General features: G+C 75.8%; 18 protein-coding genes. 11 read left to right on the forward strand and 7 right to left on the reverse strand.

All coding sequences use genetic code 11. The features are described from left to right. Nucleotides 1-7: 7 nt before the first annotated feature. Entirely contained in the window at nt 8-529 is a 522-nt protein-coding gene (purE, locus tag AC1Q5D_RS16395; protein ID WP_481739525.1) for a 5-(carboxyamino)imidazole ribonucleotide mutase, read from the reverse strand. Next, complete coding sequence (locus AC1Q5D_RS16400; protein ID WP_481739526.1) at nt 530-1708, reverse strand: 5-(carboxyamino)imidazole ribonucleotide synthase; 1179 nt, start codon at nt 1706-1708, stop codon at nt 530-532. It abuts the gene before it with no gap. 141 nt (nt 1709-1849) lie between these two features. On the opposite strand from AC1Q5D_RS16400, the gene AC1Q5D_RS16405 reads away from it, so the two are divergent. Continuing rightward, on the forward strand, nt 1850-2515 hold the full coding sequence (locus tag AC1Q5D_RS16405) for a GtrA family protein (RefSeq protein ID WP_481739527.1): 666 nt from the start codon (nt 1850-1852) through the stop codon (nt 2513-2515). Between the two features lie 93 nt (nt 2516-2608). On the opposite strand, the gene AC1Q5D_RS16410 is transcribed toward AC1Q5D_RS16405, so the two are convergent. Next, complete coding sequence (locus AC1Q5D_RS16410; protein WP_481739528.1) at nt 2609-3313, reverse strand: TIGR03089 family protein; 705 nt, start codon at nt 3311-3313, stop codon at nt 2609-2611. A 235-nt stretch (nt 3314-3548) separates the two neighbouring features. On the opposite strand from AC1Q5D_RS16410, the gene AC1Q5D_RS16415 reads away from it, so the two are divergent. From AC1Q5D_RS16415 to AC1Q5D_RS16425, 3 genes are read left to right on the forward strand one after another with little or no spacing between them, the layout of a single operon-like run. Then, complete coding sequence (locus AC1Q5D_RS16415; protein WP_481739529.1) at nt 3549-4061, forward strand: WhiB family transcriptional regulator; 513 nt, start codon at nt 3549-3551, stop codon at nt 4059-4061. Next, entirely contained in the window at nt 4061-7447 is a 3387-nt protein-coding gene (locus AC1Q5D_RS16420; RefSeq protein WP_481739553.1) for a glycosyltransferase, read from the forward strand. Before AC1Q5D_RS16415 ends, AC1Q5D_RS16420 begins: the two co-directional genes overlap by 1 nt. Then, entirely contained in the window at nt 7444-9030 is a 1587-nt protein-coding gene (locus AC1Q5D_RS16425; RefSeq protein ID WP_481739530.1) for a DUF5719 family protein, read from the forward strand. Before AC1Q5D_RS16420 ends, AC1Q5D_RS16425 begins: the two co-directional genes overlap by 4 nt. Before the next feature lie 20 nt (nt 9031-9050). Here AC1Q5D_RS16425 and AC1Q5D_RS16430 read toward each other — a convergent pair whose 3' ends face one another. Next, the gene (locus AC1Q5D_RS16430; RefSeq protein WP_481739531.1) at nt 9051-9545 is read right to left on the reverse strand and encodes a metallopeptidase family protein; all 495 of its coding nucleotides are present in this window, start codon (nt 9543-9545) and stop codon (nt 9051-9053) included. Between the two features lie 66 nt (nt 9546-9611). Here AC1Q5D_RS16430 and AC1Q5D_RS16435 point away from each other — a divergent pair, with 66 nt between their 5' ends. The 3 genes from AC1Q5D_RS16435 to ahcY are packed head-to-tail and all read left to right on the forward strand — an operon-like array spanning nt 9612 to nt 11708. Continuing rightward, nucleotides 9612-9998, forward strand: a complete 387-nt coding sequence (locus tag AC1Q5D_RS16435) for a DUF3499 domain-containing protein (protein ID WP_481739532.1) — start codon at nt 9612-9614, stop codon at nt 9996-9998. A gap of 39 nt (nt 9999-10037) precedes the next feature. Beyond that, nucleotides 10038-10220, forward strand: a complete 183-nt coding sequence (locus AC1Q5D_RS16440) for a Trm112 family protein (protein ID WP_481739533.1) — start codon at nt 10038-10040, stop codon at nt 10218-10220. Nucleotides 10221-10223: 3 nt separating this feature from the next. Next, nucleotides 10224-11708: an adenosylhomocysteinase gene (gene ahcY, locus AC1Q5D_RS16445; RefSeq protein ID WP_481739534.1), complete on the forward strand. Its 1485-nt coding sequence runs from the start codon at nt 10224-10226 to the stop codon at nt 11706-11708. 57 nt (nt 11709-11765) lie between these two features. Here the strand turns inward: ahcY and AC1Q5D_RS16450 are convergent, their stop codons facing one another. Continuing rightward, nucleotides 11766-12569: an RDD family protein gene (locus AC1Q5D_RS16450; RefSeq protein WP_481739535.1), complete on the reverse strand. Its 804-nt coding sequence runs from the start codon at nt 12567-12569 to the stop codon at nt 11766-11768. An 88-nt stretch (nt 12570-12657) separates the two neighbouring features. Here AC1Q5D_RS16450 and AC1Q5D_RS16455 point away from each other — a divergent pair, with 88 nt between their 5' ends. Continuing rightward, nucleotides 12658-13650, forward strand: a complete 993-nt coding sequence (locus tag AC1Q5D_RS16455) for a stage II sporulation protein M (RefSeq protein ID WP_481739536.1) — start codon at nt 12658-12660, stop codon at nt 13648-13650. A 20-nt stretch (nt 13651-13670) separates the two neighbouring features. Continuing rightward, entirely contained in the window at nt 13671-15158 is a 1488-nt protein-coding gene (locus tag AC1Q5D_RS16460; RefSeq protein WP_481739537.1) for a TIGR01906 family membrane protein, read from the forward strand. Between the two features lie 17 nt (nt 15159-15175). Here the strand turns inward: AC1Q5D_RS16460 and AC1Q5D_RS16465 are convergent, their stop codons facing one another. Both AC1Q5D_RS16465 and AC1Q5D_RS16470 read right to left on the reverse strand, forming a co-directional pair. After that, nucleotides 15176-17014 carry an AMP-dependent synthetase/ligase gene (locus AC1Q5D_RS16465; RefSeq protein WP_481739538.1) on the reverse strand — a complete coding sequence of 613 codons (1839 nt, stop codon included), beginning with the start codon at nt 17012-17014 and terminating at the stop codon, nt 15176-15178. A 114-nt stretch (nt 17015-17128) separates the two neighbouring features. Continuing rightward, complete coding sequence (locus tag AC1Q5D_RS16470) at nt 17129-18709, reverse strand: dolichyl-phosphate-mannose--protein mannosyltransferase (protein ID WP_481739539.1); 1581 nt, start codon at nt 18707-18709, stop codon at nt 17129-17131. A 53-nt stretch (nt 18710-18762) separates the two neighbouring features. Between AC1Q5D_RS16470 and rsmI the strand changes: the two genes are divergently transcribed. Further along, nucleotides 18763-19623 (forward strand): 16S rRNA (cytidine(1402)-2'-O)-methyltransferase, encoded by an 861-nt coding sequence (gene rsmI / locus AC1Q5D_RS16475; protein WP_481739540.1) that lies wholly within the window; start codon nt 18763-18765, stop codon nt 19621-19623. Between the two features lie 148 nt (nt 19624-19771). Then, nucleotides 19772-21256 (forward strand): NAD-dependent succinate-semialdehyde dehydrogenase, encoded by a 1485-nt coding sequence (locus tag AC1Q5D_RS16480; RefSeq protein ID WP_481739541.1) that lies wholly within the window; start codon nt 19772-19774, stop codon nt 21254-21256. Nucleotides 21257-21287 lie beyond the last annotated feature (31 nt).

A 21287-nucleotide genomic window follows, 5' to 3' on the forward strand; every position in this document is an offset into this window, starting at 1 on the left:
GGCGGGGCTAGTCCTGGTTGGCGGCGGCGCGCAGGGCGGCGCCCTTGTCCGCGGCGACCTGGCGCAGCGAACCGGAAAACTCGACGAGGCGGTCGCGGAGCCGCTCCGCGAAGGCCCCCTCGCCGGCGGCCAGGATCCGCGCCGCCAGCAGGCCCGCGTTGCGCGCGCCCCCGATCGAGACGGTGGCGACGGGCACGCCGGCCGGCATCTGGACGATCGACAGCAGGGAGTCCATGCCGTCCAGGGTCTTCAGGGGCACGGGGACGCCGACCACGGGAAGCGGGGTGACGGAGGCCAGCATGCCGGGCAGGTGCGCCGCTCCGCCGGCCCCGGCGATGATCACGCGCAGGCCCCGCTCGTGGGCCCGCTTGCCGTAGGCGATCATGTCCTCGGGCATCCGGTGCGCCGAGACGACGTCGGCCTCGAAGGGGATCCCGAATTCGCGCAGGGCCTCGGCGGCGGCCTGCATGACGGGCCAGTCCGAGTCGGAACCCATCACCACGCCGACCAGGGGGGTTTCGGTGCTCATCTAGCGGGCTCCTTCCGTGGCCGCGGCGGCGGCGCCGTCGCGGATCAGGGCGGCGACGCGGCCGGCGCGGGCGCGGACCGCGTCCACATCCTCCCCGGGGCCGCCGACGACGTTGACGTGGCCGATCTTCCGGCCGGGGCGCACCGACTTGCCGTACGCGTGGACCTTGGCGCGCGGCTCCGCGGCAAGCGCCGCGGGGAACGCCGTGAACAGGTCCGTGTTGGCGCCGCCCAGGTAGTTTTTCATCACACACACCTCGCCGAGGGCGTCGGTCGCGCCGAGGGGGAGGTCCAGGACGGCGCGCAGGTGCTGCTCGAACTGACTGGTCACGGACCCGTTCATGGTCCAGTGGCCCGTGTTGTGGGGGCGCATGGCCAGCTCGTTGATCACGAAGCCGGCGCCCACGCCGGGGGTCTCGAACAGCTCCGCGGCCATGACGCCGGTGACGCCGAACGCCTCGGCGATCCGCAGGGCCGCCCGCTCGGCGGCGGCCTCGACCTCGGGGTCCAGCCCGGGCGCCGGGGCGATGACCTCGTCGCAGACGCCGTCGACCTGGATCGTGTGCACGACCGGCCACGCCCGGGACTCGCCACCGGGGGTCCGGGCCACGAGCGCGGAAAGCTCGCGGGCGAACGGGACCTTCGCTTCCGCCAGCAGATCGCCCTGGCCGAACCAGTCGGCGCACTCCGCCGCGGCGGCCGCGGAATCGACCACCCGCACGCCCTTGCCGTCGTAGCCGCCGCGGGGGGTCTTGAGGACCACCGGCCAACCGATGCGGCCGCCGAACGCGACGAGCTCCTCGACCGTGGCCACGGCCGCCCACTCGGGGTTCGGCAGGCCCAGCTCGGCGATCGCCCGGCGCATCACGAGCTTGTCCTGGGCGTGGATCAGCGCGTCCGGGCGGGGCTGGACGTTCACGCCCTCGGCGATGAGCGCGCGCAGGTGGTCATTCGGCACGTGCTCGTGGTCGAACGTCAGGACGTCGACGCCGTCGGCGAAGCGCCGGAGGGTCTCGAGGTCGCGGTAGTCCCCGACGGGGGCCTGGGGAACGGACGGTACGGCGGAGACGTCGGGGCCCTCGGCCAGGATGCGCAGCTCGAAGCCGAGGTTCACGGCCTCGGGGGCCATCATCCGGGCCAGCTGGCCGCCGCCGACGACGCCAATCACAGGGAAACTCACCTACCCAATGTACCGAAGCGCGGGCCCCGGGCCGCGGAACGGTCCGTCCGGCGCGGCCCATTCCCAGCGAATACACAGCCGCGTGCCTAGAATAGGGGGTTGCACCCGAAACCGGCTGCACCCGGACGACCGCGGAGGACCATGCTCAAGGGGCTCATCGACAAAGCCACCGGACTCGTCGCGCTGCTGTGGCGCGAGGTCATGAAGTTCGGCGTGGTCGGGGGCATCGCCTTCGTCATCGACTCCGCGATCTTCGTCTGGATGATGAGCGGGCCGATGGACGATTCGCAGGTCAAGGCGAAGGTCGTTGCCGGCATCGTGGCCACCATGTTCTCCTGGGTCGCCAACCGCTACTGGACGTTCCGCCACCGCCGTCGCGCCTCCGTCGGCCGCGAGCTGGTCATGTTCCTCATCATGAACGCGATCGGCCTGCTGATCGCCGCCGCCTGCGTCGGCGTCACCAAGTACTGGCTCGGGATGACCGACCCCGCGAGCCTGTTCGTGGCCGGCTCCGTCGTCGGCCTGGTCCTCGGCACCATCTTCCGCTTCTTCGCCTACCGGTTCTGGGTCTTCACGGAGGAGCTCGACGTCGAGCCCGGGTTCGACCACGACCGCGCCCTCCTCCGGCCCACGGAAAACACCGAGCAGGGGCGCCACGAGAAGGGCCAGCATGCCCGGCGGTCAGGCCCGTCCGCCCACGGCTCCGCACTGCGCCCCGCCGCCGGACACACCGCTCCGCGGCACGCCGCCGCCGAGCCCGCCCCGAGCGTCGGCACCGCCCAGGGGGAGGCGACCGCCGCGGAGTAGGAGGCACGCCCGCCGGGCGGGCGCCGGGTGGCGGCGCGGCCCCGGGGGAGCGACTGCCGCGGGACCGGCGGCACGCCGCCGGCGGCCGGCCGCTCAGGACGGGAGGCGGCGGCGGACCCCCTCGGAGTCGAGGACGTGCTGGTCGGCCTCCGCGCCGGGACCCAGGAGGACGAGCGCGTCGCCGGCGGCGAACACGGAGACCGCCGCGCGGACCGCCGCTCCGGGACCGGCCCCCGCGTCGAGTGCCGCCGTGCCACCGGGGGAGCGGAGCCCGAACAGCGACGCGTACGTCGCCGCGTCCCCGTCGCCGCGCAGGGCCTCCGCCCCGCCCTCCACCGGATCCGGGAGGTGGTAGTCGCCGAACGCGCGCACCTCGGCCGCGTAGTCCAGGGCCCCGTCCGGGAGGCCGGGCCCGAAGGACGGGGCCAGCGGGTGCAGGCCGACCGCCAAGAGCTCCGGGCCGGACGGCAGCCCGTCGGGATCCGAGAACGCCAGGATGTCCGCGTCGGCGGCGCCGTCCCCCACGGCGAGGGTGGCGCCCAGGTGCAGCCCAGCCAGCGCGATGGCGAGGGTCTTCCAGTGGACGGGAAGCGACAGGTGCAGGACGGTGCCGGGCCCCGCGTCGAGCTCCTCGTGGAGCAGGTTGGCCGACTTGGCCACCCAGTTGTCGAACACCCGCCCGCTGAGCTCGATCCGCTCGCCGCCCCCGGCCCGCCAGACGAGCAGCGGCGACGTGGAGTGGCGCAGCGGCGCCAGCAGGCGTTCCGTAAAATCTAACGAATCGGTCTCGGTGCCCATGGGGCTCCTCTCTCGTAGGCTGGGAAATCCCTGTGAATCCGGGGGGCCCGCGACACGCCGCCCCCACCGGGGAAGATCCCGGCGTGGCGCGGACGCGCGCCGGTGCCTCGCCTCTATACAATCACCGCTTCGGCTTGACGGACCCCGAGTTACACGAGTGTAATTAGCTATGACCGGACGGGCCCCGCAGGGGGTCGGACGGCGACCGCAGACCATACCGGAAGGCTTCGACACCATGGGCAATGCAGAGCGCACCGACGGCCGATTCGCGGCCGCCGAGCGGGCGATGCCGGGTGGCGCCGCGCGCGGCGTCCCGGTGGACTGGTTCGTCGACCCGGCCGACGAGGCGGCCGCCGAACGCTACCGCGACTCCATGGCCACCACCCTCGAGGACCAGGCGACCGCGTACCTCGCCGCCAACGCGCCCGAGGTCGACGCGGCGCCCCGCCCCGGCGGGCTCGAGGCCACCACCGTGCCCCAGGCCGTGTGGATCGGGCTGCCCGGGTTCCCCGGCGCCGAGGACGAGGGCGAACTCGGGTGGCAGACCGAGGCGCTGTGCGCGCAGACCGATCCGGAGGCGTTCTTCCCGGAGAAGGGCGGTTCCACGCGCGACGCCAAGAAGGTCTGCGGCGCCTGCAACGTGCGGTCCGAGTGCCTCGAGTACGCCCTGTCCAACGACGAGCGCTTCGGCATCTGGGGCGGCCTCTCCGAGCGTGAGCGGCGCCGCCTGAGAAAGCGAGCGGTCTGATTCACTCGCACGTCCGCGTCACCGCCGTCCTCGTGGCACGCCACGGGGTGCGGCACCTCCCCGGAGCCCTCGACGCCCTCACCCGCCAACACCGCGCCCCCGACCTCGTGGTCGGCGTCGACGCGACCGGCGACTCCTCCGCGGCCGGGACCCTGCGCGACGGGCTGCCCGCCGCGGCCCGGCTGGCCTCCGCCCCCGACGCCGGATCCCTCGGCGCCGCCGTCGAGGCGGGGCTCGCGGAGCATCCCGCCGCCCCGGCCGAGGGCGCGCAGGACTGGATCTGGATCCTGCACGACGACTCCGCGCCCGCCCCGGAGGCCCTCGAGCGACTCCTCGCCGCCGTGGAGACGGCACCGTCCGTGACCGTGGCCGGCTGCAAGCAGCTGGACCTGCACCGGCCCCGGCGTCTGGTCGACGTCGGCCTCAGCGTCAGCCGCTGGGCCGAGCGCCTCACCATGGTCGACGTGGACGAGCTCGACCAGGGCCAGTACGACCGGCGCACCGACATGTTCGCCGTCGACTCCGCCGGCATGCTCGTGCGCCGGGACGTCTGGGACGCCCTGGGCGGCTTCGACCCGGCGCTGCCCGACATCGGGGCGGACGTCGACTTCTGCTGGCGCAACCGGCTGGCCGGGCACCGCGTCGTCGTCGTCCCGCGCGCCCAGGTGCTCCACGCCGCGCACACCGACGACTCCTCCGACGCCAGCGCGACCCGGCGCTCGGAGGTCTACCTGCGCCTGAAGCACGCGCCCGCCTGGAAGCTGCCGTTCCTCGCCCTCGGCGCGGTCGCCGGCGGCATCCTGCGGTTCCTCGCCAGCCTGGTCGCCAAGGACCCGGGCCACGCCGTCGGGCAGCTCGGGGCCACGCTGGCTGCCGTGTTCTCGCCGGCCCGGCTGGCCGCCTCCCGCCGCGACGCCGCCCGCACGCGCCGGGTGCCGCGGCGCACGGTGCGCGCCCTCATGGTCTCCGGCCGCGACGTGTGGGTGCACCGGCGCACGCTGATGGACGGCATCGAGGCCGAGGCCGTCGTCGGCGACGGCTCCGGGGCCAGCCTGGCGCCCTCCAACCCGACCGGCGAGCACCACGACGACTTCGCGGCCCTGGCCACGGCCGCCCGGACGAGCCCCGGCGTGGGCGCCGCCGCCGCCGTGCTCGCGCTGGTGGCGGCCTCGCTGATTGGACTGCGGGGGCTGCTGGGCGCCGAGGCCCTGTCCGGCGGCTCGCTGCTCCCGCTCTCGCCGACCGCGGCCGCCGTGTTCGCCCACGGGGCGTCCTGGTGGCAGGGCGCGGGGGCCGGCCTTCCCGGCCCGGGCGACGCCTTCGACTACGCGCTGTGGCCCGTGGCGCTCCTCGGGTTCGGGCACCCCAACACGGCCTTCGTGGCGGGGTGGCTGCTGGCGATGCCGGCCGCGGCCCTGGCCGCGTGGTTCGCGCTCGGCGCCGTCACCGGCAGCCGCGGGGTCCGGTTCCTGGGCGCCCTCGCCTGGGGCCTTGCGCCGGCCCTGCAGGTCGGCCTCGCGTCCGGGCGCCCCGGCTCGGTGGCCGTGCACGTGGCGCTGCCCCTGGCCCTGCTCGGCGCGGTCCGCGCCGTCGGGGCCGCCCGCGACCGGCGGCCGGCGGCGGCCGGCCCCCGCCCCGTGAGCCGGGCGGGCGTGGGCGGCGTCCCCTCGTGGACGGCGGCCGCCGCCGGCTCCCTGGCCCTGGCCGTGTGCACGGCCGCCTCGCCGGCCCTGCTGCTGCCCGTCCTGGTCCTCGTGGCCGTGCTGGCCCTGGTGTTGCGCCGCCGGGCCCGCACCGTGGCGTGGATGCCGCTGCCGGCCCTGGTGCTGGCCGCGCCCTCGTTCGTGGCCGCGGTGCGCAATCCGCGCGCCGCCCTGGCCGACCCCGCCGTGCCGCAGGCCTTCGACCCGGCTCCGGTGTGGCAGCAGCTGCTGGGATTCCCGGTGGCGTTCGACCCCGCGGCCTCAGCGCCCGCCCTCGGGGCCCTCGACGCGCTGGCGGAGGGCCCGTGGGCCCTCGTGCTCGGCCTGCTCGTCGGCGCGCCCGTGGTCCTGCTCGCCGTCGTCGGGCCGTTCCTGCCCGGCCGCGCGGGGGCGCTGGCGCGGGCCGGCTGGCTCACCGCCGTCGTCGCCCTGGCCGCCGCCTACGCGGCCTCCGTGCTCCCGACGGCGCTCGACGGCGGCCGCGCCGTCACGCCGGCGACCGGCCCCTTCGTCTCGCTCGCCCTCGCCGGGCTGCTCCTCGCCGCCGCCGCCGCGCTCGACGCCTCGCGCCCGCAACCCGAGCACGCCCGCGCGGAGTCCCGCCCCGCGACCGGCGCCTGGCGCGCCGGGACCGCCGTCCTGGCCCTCGGCATCGCCGCGGCGGGCGTCGTGTGGCTCGCACCGGCCCCGCAGGCCCCCGCCGCCGGGCAGGCCGCCGCGCCGCGCGTCCAGGAGTCGTTCGGAACCGGCCGCGCGGTGTCCGCCGCGCCCGTGGAGTCCCTGCCGGCGACCGTCGTGGACCGGGCGAGGGGCCCCCACGAGGACCGCACGCTCGTCATCGCCCCGCAGGACGACGGCGGCGTGGAGGCCACGCTGGCCGACGGGAGCGGCACCACGCTCGACGGCCTGGCTGCCGTCGCCTCGGCCGACGCGCTGCGCGGTCCGCTGGCGGTCCCCGACCGCGCGGGCGACGACGACGCCCGGGCCGCGGTCCGGAGCACCGTGGCCGCGCTGCTCTCGGGGGAGTCCATCGACGCGCGCCCCGAACTCGAGCAGCTGGGCGTCTCGTTCATCGTGCTGCGCGACAGCTCGGCGGACGCAGAGTTCCGCTCCGGACAGATCGACTCCGCGCCCGGGCTCGCCGCCGTCGGCAAGACCGACGAGGGCTGGCTCTGGCGCCTGACCGCCAGGGAGGCCCCGGCGGGGGCCACGAACCCGGCGGACTTCACGTCGCGCGTGCGGATCGCCGACCCGGAGGGCCAGACGCTGCGCCTGGTCGTCTCGGAGCGGGCCCGGGTGGACGACGCCGCGGTCCCGGCGGGCGACGGCGACCGGCTGGTGGTGCTCGCCGAGCGCGCCGACCCCGGCTGGCACGCGTCCCTGGACGGGCAACCGCTCGAGCCCACGGCCCTGGGCTGGAGCCAGGCGTTCCGCCTGCCGGCCGATGCGGGACGGCTCGACGTCGGCTACTCCAACCCCTGGGCGCTGCCGCTGGGGATCCTGCAGGTGGCCGTGCTCGCCCTGGCCGTGGCCCTGGCGATCCCGGTGCCGCAGCGGCGCCGCTTCGCCCCCCGCCGCATCGAGGAATACCGCGCCACCGGCAGCGCCGAATCCATCCGCGCGCTGGACGAGGCCGGCACCGCGCCCGCCGGCTCCCGCCCGCGCACCGAGGAGGACCTGTGAGCCCACGCCGCCGCACCCTGTCCCTGGCCGCCGGCGCCGCCCTGCTGGCGGTGGCCGCCGGCGGGACCGCCGCCGGCTCCGTGTGGCAGGCCCGTCCCGCGGAGCCGGAGCTGCCCGTGCCGCCCACCTCCGTGCCCGTCGGCGACACCCTCGCGTCCTGCCCGCCCACGGCGCGCCTCGTCGAGGGCACCGTCGCGGACGGCACCGACCCCGCGTTCGCCCCGGAGGCCGAGTCGTCGCGCAGCGCCCTGCGCGCCGTCGTCCTGGGCGACCTCGCGCAGCGGACGCCCGGCGCCTCCGTGGCGGACCCCGACGGCGGCAACGCCGTCGAACTCTCCCCGCGCCTGCCGGAGGACGAGGCCGAGGAGCCGGCCGCGAGCGGGGCGGACGGCTTCTCCGGCCGCTCGGGAACGGTCCGCAGCGGCCTGGAGGCGCCCGGCCCGCGCGTGCTGCGCGCCCAGCCGCTCGGCGGGCTGAAGACCGTGGCCGGCATGACCCGCACCTACGGCGCCACGGACGGCGACCTGGCCGGCCAGGCCGTCTCCCGCTGCCAGGCGCCCTCCACCGACCAGTGGCTGGTCGGGGCGTCGACCGAGATCGGACGCACGGCGTTGCTGGTCGTCACGAACCCCGCGGAGTCGCCCGCTACGGTCGACCTCGAGCTGTTCGGGCCGGACGGGCCCGTCGAGGCGGCCAACACGCGCGGGATCGTGGTGGCCCCGGGCGATACGCACACCGTGGTCCTGGCCGGGCTCGCCGCGGACCTGCCCTCCCTGTCCGTCCACGTGCGCTCCACCGGCGCCCCCGTCAGCTCCGTGATCCAGCAGAGCGTCCTGCGCGGGCTGACGCCCGGAGGCGTGGAGTGGATCGAGCCGTCGTCCGCGCCGTCGGGGACCCAGATCGTGCCCGGGGTCTCCCTCATGGGCTCCACGACCACGCGCCGGGCGATCGCGCGTCCGGACGGCTTCGAGGACGCCAGCGCCCAGCTGCAGGTGGCCGTCCCGGGGACCGAGGACGCGCGGCTGACACTGCGCGCCTTCGGCGAGGGCGGCGAGGTCGACCTGCCCGACGGGGGCACGGCCACCGCCGCCGGCGGGACGACGACGCAGATCCCGCTGGACTCCCTGCCCGAGGGCGAGTACACGTTCGTGGTCCAGTCGGACCAGCCGGTGACGGCCGCGGCCCGGTTCGTCCGCGGCAACAGCGGCGGCCGCCCCGTGGACCTGGCCGCGGCCGCGTCCACGGACCGGCTCGGCGGCCAGCACCTCGTCGTCCTGCCCGAGGACGCCCAAACCCGGCTGCTCTTCGGCACGACCGGAACCGAGGCCCACATCGAGCTGCGGCCCGTCTCCGCGGAGGGGACCATCGGCTCCGCGCGCGAGGTCACGGTCTCCGGGGGGACCACCGAGGTGCGCCACGCGCGCGAGCTGGGCCGCACCACGGTCGCCCTGATCGTCGGCGCCTCCGGAGACGCGGCGTTCGGCTCGCTGGTGACCACGGACGCCGGCCGGGGCGTCTCCGCGGCGACCATCCCGCCGGCGGCGGAGGGCCAGCGCGGCGCCGTCGTCGACCTGCGGCAGTAGGCGGCGGGCCCGCCCGGACGCTAGCGGTCCAGCCAGCCGCCGTAGGACGGGTCGACGTCCTCGGGCGGCATCGCCAACAGTTCGCCGACGAGCTCCACAACCGTGTCGTGCACGGCGTCGGGCAGCTGGGCGGGGTGGTGGACCAGTTCCTCGACGGGGCGGCGGAAGACGACGGCGGCCGGCCCGCCGCGCTTGGTCGCCGTCGACGTCGCCCCGACCGGAACGCCGCGCCTCCCGTCCGCGCCCTTGTCCAGGAGGCGCCGGTCGGGTACCAGGGCCACGCTGAAGGCGATCGCGCTGATCCGCGTGCCCCACATCTGCTCGAGCCGCTCGACGGACTCGGCCACCAGGTCCTCGAACCGCTCGGCGCGCGTGCGTGCGCCCGGCACGTTGGGCAGCATCAGGTTCCCGCGCAGCCCCCGCCCGTGGCGGTTGCGCCGGCGGCGGGAGAAGGGGCGGCCGGCCCGGCCCGGGCCGTCCGCCGCGCCGAGGTCGATCCTGAGGCTGCGGGGCATGCCCCAAGGCTACCGCGCGGCACGCCTCCGCATCGCGGGGCGGCCCCGGCGGTAGGGTGGGCATCCGTGGGACCCATCAGAACCTGTTCGCGCTCCGCCTGCCGCCAGCCGGCCGTGGCGACGCTGACCTACGTGTACTCCGACTCGACCGTGGTGCTGGGGCCGCTGGCGACCTATGCCGAACCCCACTGCTACGACCTGTGCACGGACCACGCCGAACGCCTCACCGCGCCCCGCGGCTGGTCCGTGCTCCGCCTGGAACTGCCCGGCAGGCCGCGCGTCGCCCCGGACGAGCTCTCCGCCCTGGCGGACGCCGTCCGCGAGACCGACGCGCCCCGGCCGGGGCCCGCCGCGGACCCGCCGGCGCCCCGGAACGCGCCGGAGACGCTGGCGCCGCCGTCGGACGCCGACCCGTCGCGGCCCCGCCTGCGCATGCTGCGCGAGCCCCGCTGAGCCCGCGGCGGCCCCGACCAGCCGCATAGACTGGACCCCATGGCCTCGATTTCCCCCCGCCTCCTGGAGCTGCTGCGCTGCCCGGCGACCGGAAAGCCGCTCGTCCAGCGCGGCGACGAACTGGTTCCCGCCGGCGAACCGGCCGGCATCCGCTACGCCGTCCGGGACGGCATCCCCGTCCTCCTGCGCCCCGCCGCAGGCCCCAGCAACCCCCAGGAGTAGCCCATGAGCTTCGACTACAAGATCGCCGACATCTCGCTGCACGAGGCCGGCCGCCACCAGATCCGCCTGGCCGAGCACGAGATGCCCGGCCTGATGTCCCTGCGCGAGGAGTACGGCGCCGCCCAGCCCCTGAAGGGCGCCCGGATCGCCGGTTCCCTGCACATGACCGTGCAGACCGCCGTGCTCATCGAGACGCTGGTCGCGCTGGGCGCCGAGGTGCGCTGGGCGTCCTGCAACATCTTCTCCACGCAGGACGAGGCCGCGGCGGCCGTCGTCGTCGGCACGGGGACGCCCGAGGAGCCCGCGGGCGTCCCCGTGTTCGCGTGGAAGAACGAGTCCCTCGAGGACTACTGGTGGACCGCCGAGCAGATCCTCACGTGGCCCGGCGCCGACCAGGACCCGGCCCTGGGGCCGAACATGATCCTCGACGACGGCGGTGACGCGACGCTGCTCGTCCACCAGGGCGTTGAGTTCGAGGCCGCGGGGGCGGTCCCCGCCACCTCCGACGACGACAGTGCCGAGTACGCGGTCATCCTGGACACGCTGCGCCGCTCGCTGGCCGCGGACCCGCAGAAGTGGACGCGCACCGCGTCCGGCATCCTGGGCGTCACCGAGGAGACCACCACGGGCGTGAACCGCCTGTACCAGCTCGCCGCGGCCGGGCGCCTGCTGTTCCCGGCGATCAACGTCAACGACTCCGTCACGAAGAGCAAGTTCGACAACAAGTACGGCATCCGCCACTCCCTGCCCGACGGCATCATGCGGGCCACGGACGTGCTGATCGGCGGCAAGGTCGCGGTCGTGTGCGGCTACGGCGACGTCGGCAAGGGCGCCGCCGAGGCGCTGCGCGGGCAGGGCGCCCGCGTCGTCGTCACCGAGATCGACCCGATCTGCGCCCTGCAGGCCGCCATGGACGGCTACCAGGTGGCCCGGCTCGAATCCGTGCTGGCCGAGGGCGATCTCTTCATCACGACGACCGGGGGCAAGGACATCATCATGGCCGAGGACATGGCCAAGATGAAGGATAAGGCGATCGTCGGCAACGTCGGGCACTTCGACAACGAGATCGACATGGCCGGGCTCGCCCGCGTACCCGGGATCCGCAAGGTCGAGATCAAGCCCCAGGTCCACGAGTGGGTGTTCGACTCCGGCAACGGGACCGGGCGTTCGATCATCGTGCTCTCCGAGGGCCGGCTGCTCAACCTCGGCAACGCCACGGGCCACCCGTCGTTTGTGATGTCCAACTCCTTCGCGAACCAGACGATCGCGCAGATCGAGCTGTTCACGCGCCACGGGGAGACCGGCGAGGACGGCCGCCCGGTGTACGCCAAGACGGTGTACACGCTGCCGAAGGTCCTCGACGAGAAGGTCGCCCGCCTGCACCTGGACGCCCTCGGCGTCGAGCTGACGGAACTGAGCAAGGACCAGGCGGAGTACCTGGGCGTCGACGCCGCCGGACCCTACAAGGCCGACCACTACCGGTACTGAGCCGCGCACCCGGAGGCCCCCGGCCCGCCCCTCCGGCGGGACCGGGGGCGCCGTGCGTCAGGGGCCGGCGTACGGCAGGCGGTGCACTCGCTCGGCCACGGCGCGCTGCCGCTCCTTGACGGCGGCGAGGCGGCGGTGGTCCCGTCCGCGGCGCTCGGCCATGACGGCGACGAGGAACTCCTCGGCACCCGTGCCCGGCGGCGGGGCGGGCGCGACGTGGCGGCCGACCTCGTCCGCCAGGGCGGCGGCGAGCCGGGCGCGGGAGTCGGGGAGCATGGCCGAGGCCTGGCGTCCGAAGCGCCAGACGCGGGCCGCCAGGTGGTCGGGGATCCGGCCGACGTCGGCCAGCTCCGCCCACGCCCGCAGGTGCGGCGGGACGGGCGGCATCACGGGACGGTGCCGGGGCGCGCGCTCCCGCATCGAGTAGGTGCCGGCCAGGAGGTCGCCCAAGCGCTTGCCCTGGGGGTGGACGAACGCGACGACGAGGGCCAGCGACCCGAACATGGCCAGGATCTCCAGGACCGCGAGCATGGCGCGCACGAAGGCGTGCCGGAACCGGATGGACCCGCCGTCGTCCCGCACGATCCGCAGCCCCATGGCCCAGCGGCCCAGCGACTTGCCGCGGCTGAGCGTCTCCACGGCGGTCGGCGCGGCGACGAGCCAGGCCACGGCCAGGCCGATGCCCAGGGCGCGGCCGGCCGAGGCGTCCAGCCCGCCGAGCACGCCCGAGACCGCCCACAGGCTCAGCCCGAGCCCCACGCCGTAGGCCAGGTAGTCGAGCGCGCAGCCGACGGCGCGCGTGGCGAACCCGGCCTCGTGCAGGTCGAGGACGACTCCCTCGCCGGTGACGACGGTGCTCACGAAGCTCCCCCTCGGTGGCTGCGGTGGCGGCGGCACGGCGGCGCCGGCCCTCCCAATCTATCCGAGGGCCGCGGGATAGGCTGGCCCCGTGGATCTCGATGCCTTCGTTGCCGTGCACCAGGACGACTGGCGCCGCCTCGACGAGCTGGCACGGAGGCGCCGGCCCACCGGCGCCGAGACCGACGAGTTCCTGGCCCTCTACGAGCGCGTGTCGGCACACCTGGCGACCGTCCGCTCGATCGAGCCCGACACCGTGGTCTCGGCCGACCTCTCCGCGCGGCTCTCGCGGGCCCGGACGCGGCTGACCGCGGCCCCGCCCAGCCTGGCCGGGGAGCTGGGCCGGTTCTTCGGCGAGTCGCTGCCCGCGGCGTTCTACCGGATCCGCGTCCCCACCGTGGTCATCGCCGTCCTGTTCTGCGCGGCGGCCACCGCGTTCGGCCTGTGGGCGGCCGGCTCGCCCGACGTCATCCGCGCCATGGGCTCCGACGAGGACCTGCGCGCCTACGTCGAGCACGACTTCATCGACTACTACTCCGAGAACCCGGCGGCCTCCTTCGCCGGGGCGGTCTGGACCAACAACGCCCTCATCGCCGCGCTGTGCGTCGCCTTCGGCATCACGGGGCTCTACGTCCCGTTCGTCCTGTTCCAGAATGCCCTGGGCATCGGGACGGCCGGCGGGATCATGGCCGCCTACGGGGAGCTCGACACGTTCTTCCTCTACATCCTGCCCCACGGGTTCATGGAGCTCACCGCGGTCTTCGTCGCGGCCGCCGCCGGGCTGCGGATCTTCTGGGCCTGGGTCGCCCCGGGCCCCCGGACCCGCAGCGGCGCCCTCGCGGCCGAGGGGCGGGCCCTGATGACGGTGGCCCTCGGGCTCGCGGTGGTCCTGTTCGTCTCGGGGCTCGTCGAGGCGTTCGTGACCCCCAGCCCGCTGCCGCACTGGGCCCGCCTGGGCATCGGCCTGGCCGTCCTGACCGGCTACTGGACCTACACACTGGCGCTGGGTCGCCGCGCCGTCGCCTCCGGGGCGACCGGCGACCTCGACGCCGGCGACGCCGGGGCCACCGCCCCCGCCGCCTGAACGAAAGGAAACACCGCCGCATGAGCGACCGGCACACCACGCCGCCCTCCGGGGACGAAGCCGACCTGGACCGGGCCGACCGCCCGGAGCCGGGCGGACCGTTCGCGCGCCGGCTCCCTCCGGCCGAGATCGCGGCCGCCGGCGGGCCGAGCGACCGTCCGGCCTGGCTCGACGAGCCCGACGACGCCCAGCCCGCGGCTCCGCGGGACGCGGGGACGGCCCGGATGCCCGCCGGTCCGGCCGGGGACGGCGGCGCGGAGGCGAGGCCGGGGGCCGTGGGCCGGACGGAGCCGGCTCCGTCCGGCGGCCCCGAGGCCGCCGCGGCGCGCAAGCTCGCCGCCATGAAGACGAGCGGGGACCGGCCGGCGGCCGCCCCCGGGGACTCCCGCCCCGTCCCGGACCCGGGACCGGGCGCGCCGACCGATGGCGCTGCCCCGGCCGACGGCGCCCCTGCGGACGGCGGCGCCCCGGCGGACGGCGGTCGGGACGGCCGCGCCCCGGCGGGCGACGGCCGTCTCGCGGGCGCGGACGACGACGGCGCCCGCACCGGGCAGCTGCCCGCGTCGCACGGGTCCAGCGATGCCCGGGACGGGGCCGACGGCCGCGCGCCCGGCGGTGCCGCGCCCACGGCCGCGCTCTCCGCCGCCCCGGTGGCCGGGGCAGCGGCCGACCCGGACGGTCCGGCCGACGCCAGGGCCGCCGCGATCGCCGCGGCCAAGCGGCCGCCGGCGGACGCGGAGCCGGCGGCCGGACCGGACGCACAGCGCCGGAGCACCGCCCGGGAACGCGCCCTGACCGCGAAGCCCGTCCTCGCGCGGTTCGTCCAGGTCCTCCTCGCGGTCGCCTACCCGTTCCTGGTGCTCGTGGCCGCCGTCAAGGCGGTCGCCAGCCCGTGGTTCCTCTGGCTGGAGTACCACCGGCCCGGCTTCCCGCCGGACACGTTCGGGTTCTCCGACGCCGAGCGGCTGACCTACGGCTCCTACGGCGTCGACTACCTGAACAACGCGGCCGGCCCGGAGTACCTGGGCGGGCTGGTCGGCCCCACGGGGGAGCGGCTGTTCCTGGCGTCGGAGGTCGCGCACATGGCCGACGTCAAGGCCGTGCTGGCCGTCGTCTACGCCGTCGCGCTGGTGGTGCTCGTGGCCGCCGCTGCTATGGCCTGGTACCTGGCCCGCCGGTACGCCGGAGGGGTGCGGCGGGCCCTGTTCGCCGGGACGCTCGGCCTGCTGCTCGTGCTCGGGGCCGCCGGAGTGCTGGCCGTCCTGGACTGGCAGATGTTCTTCGCCACGTTCCACCAGCTGTTCTTCGCGGAGGGCACCTGGACGTTCCGCGTGGACGACACGCTCATCCGGCTCTACCCCGGCCAGTTCTGGGTCGATGCCGGGCTGGCCATCGCCGTCCTGGTCCTCGCGGCGGCGGCCGCCACGCTCGCGGCCACCTGGCCCACGCGCCGGCGCCGCGAGCGCTCGCGGCTGGCCCAGGAGGCCCGGGACTTCGGCCTGCGCTAGGCCGGCGGCGGTTCCCGTCAGCGGTAGAGCTCGTCGATCCGGCCGGCGTGCGAGTCCAGGACGGAGTTCCGCTTGAGCTTGAGCGACGGGGTCAGGTGGCCCGACTCCTCGGTGAAGTCGGACTCGAGGACGGCGAAGCGCCGGATGCCCTCGGCCCGCGAGACCGTGGCGTTCGCCGCGTCGACGGCGCGCTGCAGCTCGGCCAGCACGTCCGGGTGCGCCGCGGCAGCGGCCGGGTCGAGCGCGCCGAGCCCGCGCGAGCGCGCCCACGGGCCCAGCTCGTCGGCGTCCACGGTCAGCAGGGCCGCCACGTAGGGCCGGTTGTCTCCGACGACCACGGCCTGGGAGACGATCCGGCAGGAGCGCAGGGCCTCCTCGAGCGGACCGGGGGAGACGTTCTTGCCCCCGGCCGTGACGATCAGGTCCTTCTTGCGGCCGGTGATCGTGAGGAACCCGTCGTCGTCCAGCCGGCCCAGGTCGCCGGTGCGGAAGAAGCCGTCCGCGTCGAACGCCTCCGCCGTCGCCTCGGGGTTGCGGTGGTAGCCGGCGAAGACACCGATGCCGCGGACGAGGACCTCGCCGTCGTCCGCGATCCGGATCTCGGTGCCGGGGACCGGGAGGCCGACGCTGCCCACCCGGGTCAGCGCCGGGGCGTTGACCGTGGCGGGCGCCGTGGTCTCCGTCAGGCCGTAGCCCTCCAGCAGGCACAGGCCCGCGCCGCGGAAGAAGTGGGCCAGGTCCGTGGTGAGCTCGCTCGCCCCGGAGATCGCGTACTCCGCCCGGCCGCCGAGCGCCGCCCCGAGTTTCGGGTAGAGGACCGCCGAGAAGAACGCGTGCCGCGCGGCCAGCCCGGGGTCGGGGCGGAGCCGGCGGCCGCGGGCCCGGGCGTCGCGGCGCCTCGAGACGTCGATGGCCGTCCGTTCGGCCGCGCGGAACACGCGCCCCTTCCCGGCGGCCTCGGCCTTGGCCAGGGCGCCGGCCCGCAGCTTCTCGAAGACGCGCGGCACGGCGAGCAGGAACGTCGGGCGGAACGCGGCCAGATCCTCCAGCAGGGTCGTGGCCGACGGCGCGTGGGCCACCGTGGTGCCGGCGTGCACGCAGCACTGCTGCACGGCCCGGGCCAGGACGTGCGCCAGCGGCAGGAACATCAGGGTCCTCGAGTCGGGCGCGACGACCTCCCGCATGTGCGGGACGAGGTTCACCGCGACCTCGGAGAAGTTCCCGTGCGTCATGGTGCAGCCCTTCGGCGGGCCGGTGGTGCCCGAGGTGTAGACGATCGACGCGGCGTCGCGCAGGCGCCGCGACGTGCGGGCCGCCTCCACGTCGGCCGGGCCGACGTCCGTGCGTGCCGCGCCGGCCGCGGCGAGGGCGCCCAGCCCGGCGGCCGGGATGGCGCCGGAGCCGTCGTCGCCGAACTCCCACACCTCCACCGGGTGGTCCAGCCCCTCCGCGGCGCGGCGGACGAGCGCGGCGTGCGGCGCGTCCTCGACGAACGCGTGCCGGGCGCCGGAGTCGCGCAGGATCCACTCGACCTGGTGCGCGGAGCTCGTCTCGTAGACGGGCACCGAGACGGCGCCGGCGAACCAGATCGCCTCCTCGGCCAGCGCCCACTCGTAGCTCGTGCGGGCCATGATGACGACGGCGGCTCCCGGGGCGACGCCGGCCCCAATCAGGGCGGCCGCCAGGGAGCGGACGTCCGCGGTGAAGCGGGCGGTGGAGACGTCGGTCCACGTGTCGCCGCGGCGCACGCAATACAGGGGCCCGTCGCCGCCGCGGGCGAGCCGGTCGATGAGCAGCTGGCTGGTGGTGAAGTCGTCGGGGAGCCGGATCAGGGCCTCGGTCCTGGCTTCGCGCACGTGTCCTCCTGGTTGGACGCTGGGGTTCGGGGCCGCCCGGCGGCCCGCGGGGGAGGGGGCTCGTCGGGGCGGGGTCGGTGGTGGACGGGGTCGGACGGGGGCCTGGGTGGCGGGTCAGGCCCAGCTGGGCATCCACACGCGCAGCAGCCACTGGCCGTACTCCAGCGTCTTGCCGGTCCAGATGGGCCAGAAGAACGCCGACGCGGCCAGGGCGATGGACGTGAAGCCGAGCACCGCGGTGGCGCCGAACCGGCGCCGCTCCGGGGAGGACGCGGGGCCCCCGGCGGCCAGGGCCAGGACGTAGACGAGCGCGAGGATCGCGAACGGGTGGAAGGAGAGCGTGTAGAAGAAGAACATGGTCCGGTCCGGGAAGAAGAACCACGGGAGGTAGCCCGCCGCGAAGCCGCTGAGCACGGCGCCCGCCCGCCAGTCCCGGCGCCCGGCCCAGAACAGCAGGACCACGGGGACGGACAGGGCGGCCGCCCACCAGATGACCGGATTGGGCAGGTCGGTGACCACCGAGACGCAGGAGGCCGCCGCGCAGCCGTCCTGCCCCTGGGCGAGGGACTCGTAGTGGAACAGGACCGGGCGCCCCGCGAAGGGCCAGGTCCAGGGCCCTGACTCCCAGTCGTGGTCCGAGTGCAGGTCGCCGTGGAACGCGTAGGCGCTGCGGTGGTACTCGGCGAGCGAGCGCAGCGGCGCCGGCACCCACGACCACCCGGCCTCCGGGTGGGACGCCGCCCAGTTCCGGTCGTAGCCGCCGTCGGTCACGAGCCACCCCGTCCACGCCGCGACGTACGCCGCGGCGGCGAGCGGCAGGACCGTGGCCGCGGCCGGCAACCCGTCGCGCACCACCGCGCCCGCGAGCCAGCGGCGCAGGCCGGCGGCGCGCCGGGCCTGCGCGTCCCAGGCGATGGCCATGATCCCGAACACGGCCAGGAACGCCAGGGCGGACCACTTCACGCCGACCGCCCCGCCGAGCGCGACCCCCGCCGCCAGCCGCCAGGGCCGCCAGGCCACCCAGGGGCCGAGTCCGCCGACCGCGGGGTTCAGGCGCGCGGCCAGGCGCCGCCGGCCGTCGTCCCGGTCGTAGAGCAGCAGCAGGAAGGCCAGCAGGATGAAGAACATCTGGAACACGTCCAGCAGCGCGCTGCGCGAGAGCACGAGGTGGTGCCCGTCGACCGCCGTGAGGAGCCCGGCCAGGCCCCCGAGAGCCACGGAGGAGAACAGGCGCTGGGCGGCCAGCGCGACGAGCAGCACGGACAGCGTCCCGACCACGGCGGCCGAGACGCGCCAGCCGACCGCGGTGTCGGCGCCGAAGGCCGCCATCCCGACCGCGATCATCCACTTGCCCAGGGGCGGGTGGACGACGTACGCGGGCTCCGCGGTCGGGGCGGGCCGGCCCGCCAGGAACGCCTCGTTCGCGCCGTCGGGCCACTGGAGCTCGTATCCGGCCTGCAGCAGCGCGTACGCGTCCTTGGCGTAGTAGGTCTCGTCGAAGGCGAGCACGTGCGGGTGCGCCAGTCCGACCAGGCGCAGTGCCCCGGCCAGGACGGTCACGGCCAGCGGGACCAGCCACCGCCAGGGCCCGCCCCCGGGCGGAGGCTGCAGGAGGCGCCCCCGCAGGGCCGCGGCGGCCGACCGCAGTGGATCGGCGACCCGCGGCGGGGCAAGGCGGGGGCTCGCAGGGCTCACGCCCGCCACTCTACCGGCGCCCGGACCGCCCGCGCCGCCGGTAGAGTGGCGGGGTGGACGCACAGCCAGACCAGACGGCCGACGGCGGGCGCATCGTCCTGGCGGCGACCCCCATCGGCAACCTCTCCGACGCCTCCCCCCGCCTCGTCGAGCTGCTGCAGACGGCCGAGCTCGTCGCGGCCGAGGACACCCGTCGGCTCCACCACCTGGCCCGCGGCCTCGGGGTGCGCGTCGGCGGGCGGTCCATCAGCTACCACGAGCACAACGAGGCGTCGAAGACCGCGGAGCTGCTGGCCGAGGTCCGCGCCGGGCGCACGCTGCTCGTCGTCACCGACGCCGGCATGCCGGCCGTCTCCGACCCCGGGTTCCGCCTCGTCGAGGCCGCCGTGGCCGAGGGGCTGGAGGTCACGGCCGTCCCCGGCCCCTCCGCCGTGCTCACCGCGCTCGCCCTGAGCGGGCTGCCCACCGATCGGTTCACGTTCGAGGGCTTCCTGCCCCGGAAGGCGGGCGAGCGCTCCGCCCGCCTGGCCGAGCTGGCGGGGGAGCGGCGGACCATGGTCTTCTTCGAGGCCCCGCACCGCCTGGCCCCCATGCTCGGGGCCCTGGCCGGGGCGTTCGGGGCCGACCGGCCCGCCGCCGTCGCCCGGGAACTGACCAAACTCCACGAGGAGGTCCGCCGGGACGGGCTCGGCGCGCTGGCGCAGTGGGCGGAGGCCGGCGTGCGCGGCGAGATCGCCGTCGTCGTCGGCGGCGCCCCCGACGCCCCCGCGGCGGACCCCGCCGAGCTTGTCGGCGCGGTCGAGGAGCTGGCCTCGGGCGGCGTGAGGCTCAAGGACGCGGTGGCCACGGTCGCCACCGGCGCCGGAGTCCCCAAGCGGAGCCTCTACGAGGCCGTGCTTGCCGCCCGGCGCTGACCGGGGGCGCCCGACACGCCTCGCAGGCGCTGGGGCAAGTGCACAACGACACGCGCTAGCCGTCGTGCGCCGTGTCGTTTACACCGTGGTCCGGGCCGCCCTACGTTAACGAGGACCCCTCGACGACCGACCCCCCGGGAGACCCCAGATGACGATCACCCCCGAGCGCGAAGCCGAACTGCTCGCCTCCGTGCCCACCGGCCTGCTGATTGGTGGCGAGTGGCGCGAGGCCTCCGACGGCGGGACCTTCGACGTGCACGACCCGGCGACCGGCAAGGTGCTGGCGACCCTGGCATCGGCGACCAGCGAGGACGCGCTGGCGGCCCTCGACGCGGCCGACAAGGCGCAGGCCGACTGGGCCCGGACGGCCCCGCGCGAGCGCGGGGAGATCCTCCGCCGCGCCTTCGACCTGGTGAGCGAGCGGGCCGAGGACTTCGCCCTGCTGATGACCCTGGAGATGGGCAAGCCGCTGGCGGAGTCCCGGGGCGAGGTGGCCTACGGCGCCGAGTTCCTGCGCTGGTTCTCCGAGGAGGCCGTGCGCGACTACGGGCGCTACCTGACCACCCCCGAGGGCAAGAACAAGATCCTTGTCCAGCGCAAGCCGGTGGGCCCCTGCCTGCTGATCACGCCGTGGAACTTCCCGCTGGCCATGGCCACCCGCAAGGTCGGCCCCGCCGTCGCCGCGGGCTGCACCATGGTGCTCAAGCCCGCCAAGCTCACGCCGCTGACGAGCCAGCTCTTCGCGGCGACACTGCTCGAGGCCGGCCTGCCCGCGGGCGTCCTGAACGTGGTCTCCTCCAAGAGCGCCTCGGGCATCTCCGGACCGCTCATGCAGGACCGCCGCCTGCGCAAGGTCTCCTTCACCGGCTCCACCCCGGTGGGCAAGCGGCTGCTCAAGGACGCGGCCGACAACGTCCTGCGCACCTCCATGGAGCTCGGCGGCAACGCGCCGTTCATCGTCTTCGAGGACGCCGACCTGGACAAGGCCGTGGAGGGCGCCATGGCCGCGAAGATGCGCAACATGGGCGAGGCCTGCACGGCCGCCAACCGCTTCCTGGTCCAGGCCTCCGTCGCCGAGGAGTTCACCGCGAAGTTCGCCGCCGCGATGAAGGCCCTGAAGCCGGGCCGCGGCACCGAGGCCGACTCCACGGTCGGGCCGCTGATCGACGGCGGGGCCCGCGACGACGTGCACTCCCTCGTCTCCGCCGCGGTCGAGGCCGGCGCCGACGTCGCGACCGGCGGCGGGCCGGTCGACGGCGACGGCTTCTTCTACCAGCCGACCGTCCTGGCCAACGTCCCGAACAACGCCGAGATCCTCGGCCAGGAGATCTTCGGCCCGGTGGCCCCGGTGACCACGTTCGAGACGGAGGAGCAGGCGATCCAGCTGGCCAACGCCAGCGAGTACGGCCTGGCCTCCTACCTGTACTCCCGCGACGTGAACCGCCTGTTCCGCGTCTCGGAGCAGATCGAGTTCGGCATGGTCGGCTACAACGCCGGCGTCATCTCCAACGCCGCGGCCCCGTTCGGCGGCGTGAAGCAGTCCGGCATGGGCCGCGAGGGCGGCGCCGAGGGCCTGGACGAGTACACGACCGTCCAGTACATCGGGATCGCCGACCCCTACTCGGCCCGCTAGGAAACGGCGCCCCCGGGGGCCGGCCCGCCAC

It is taken from the genome of Arthrobacter paludis, from assembly GCF_056782315.1.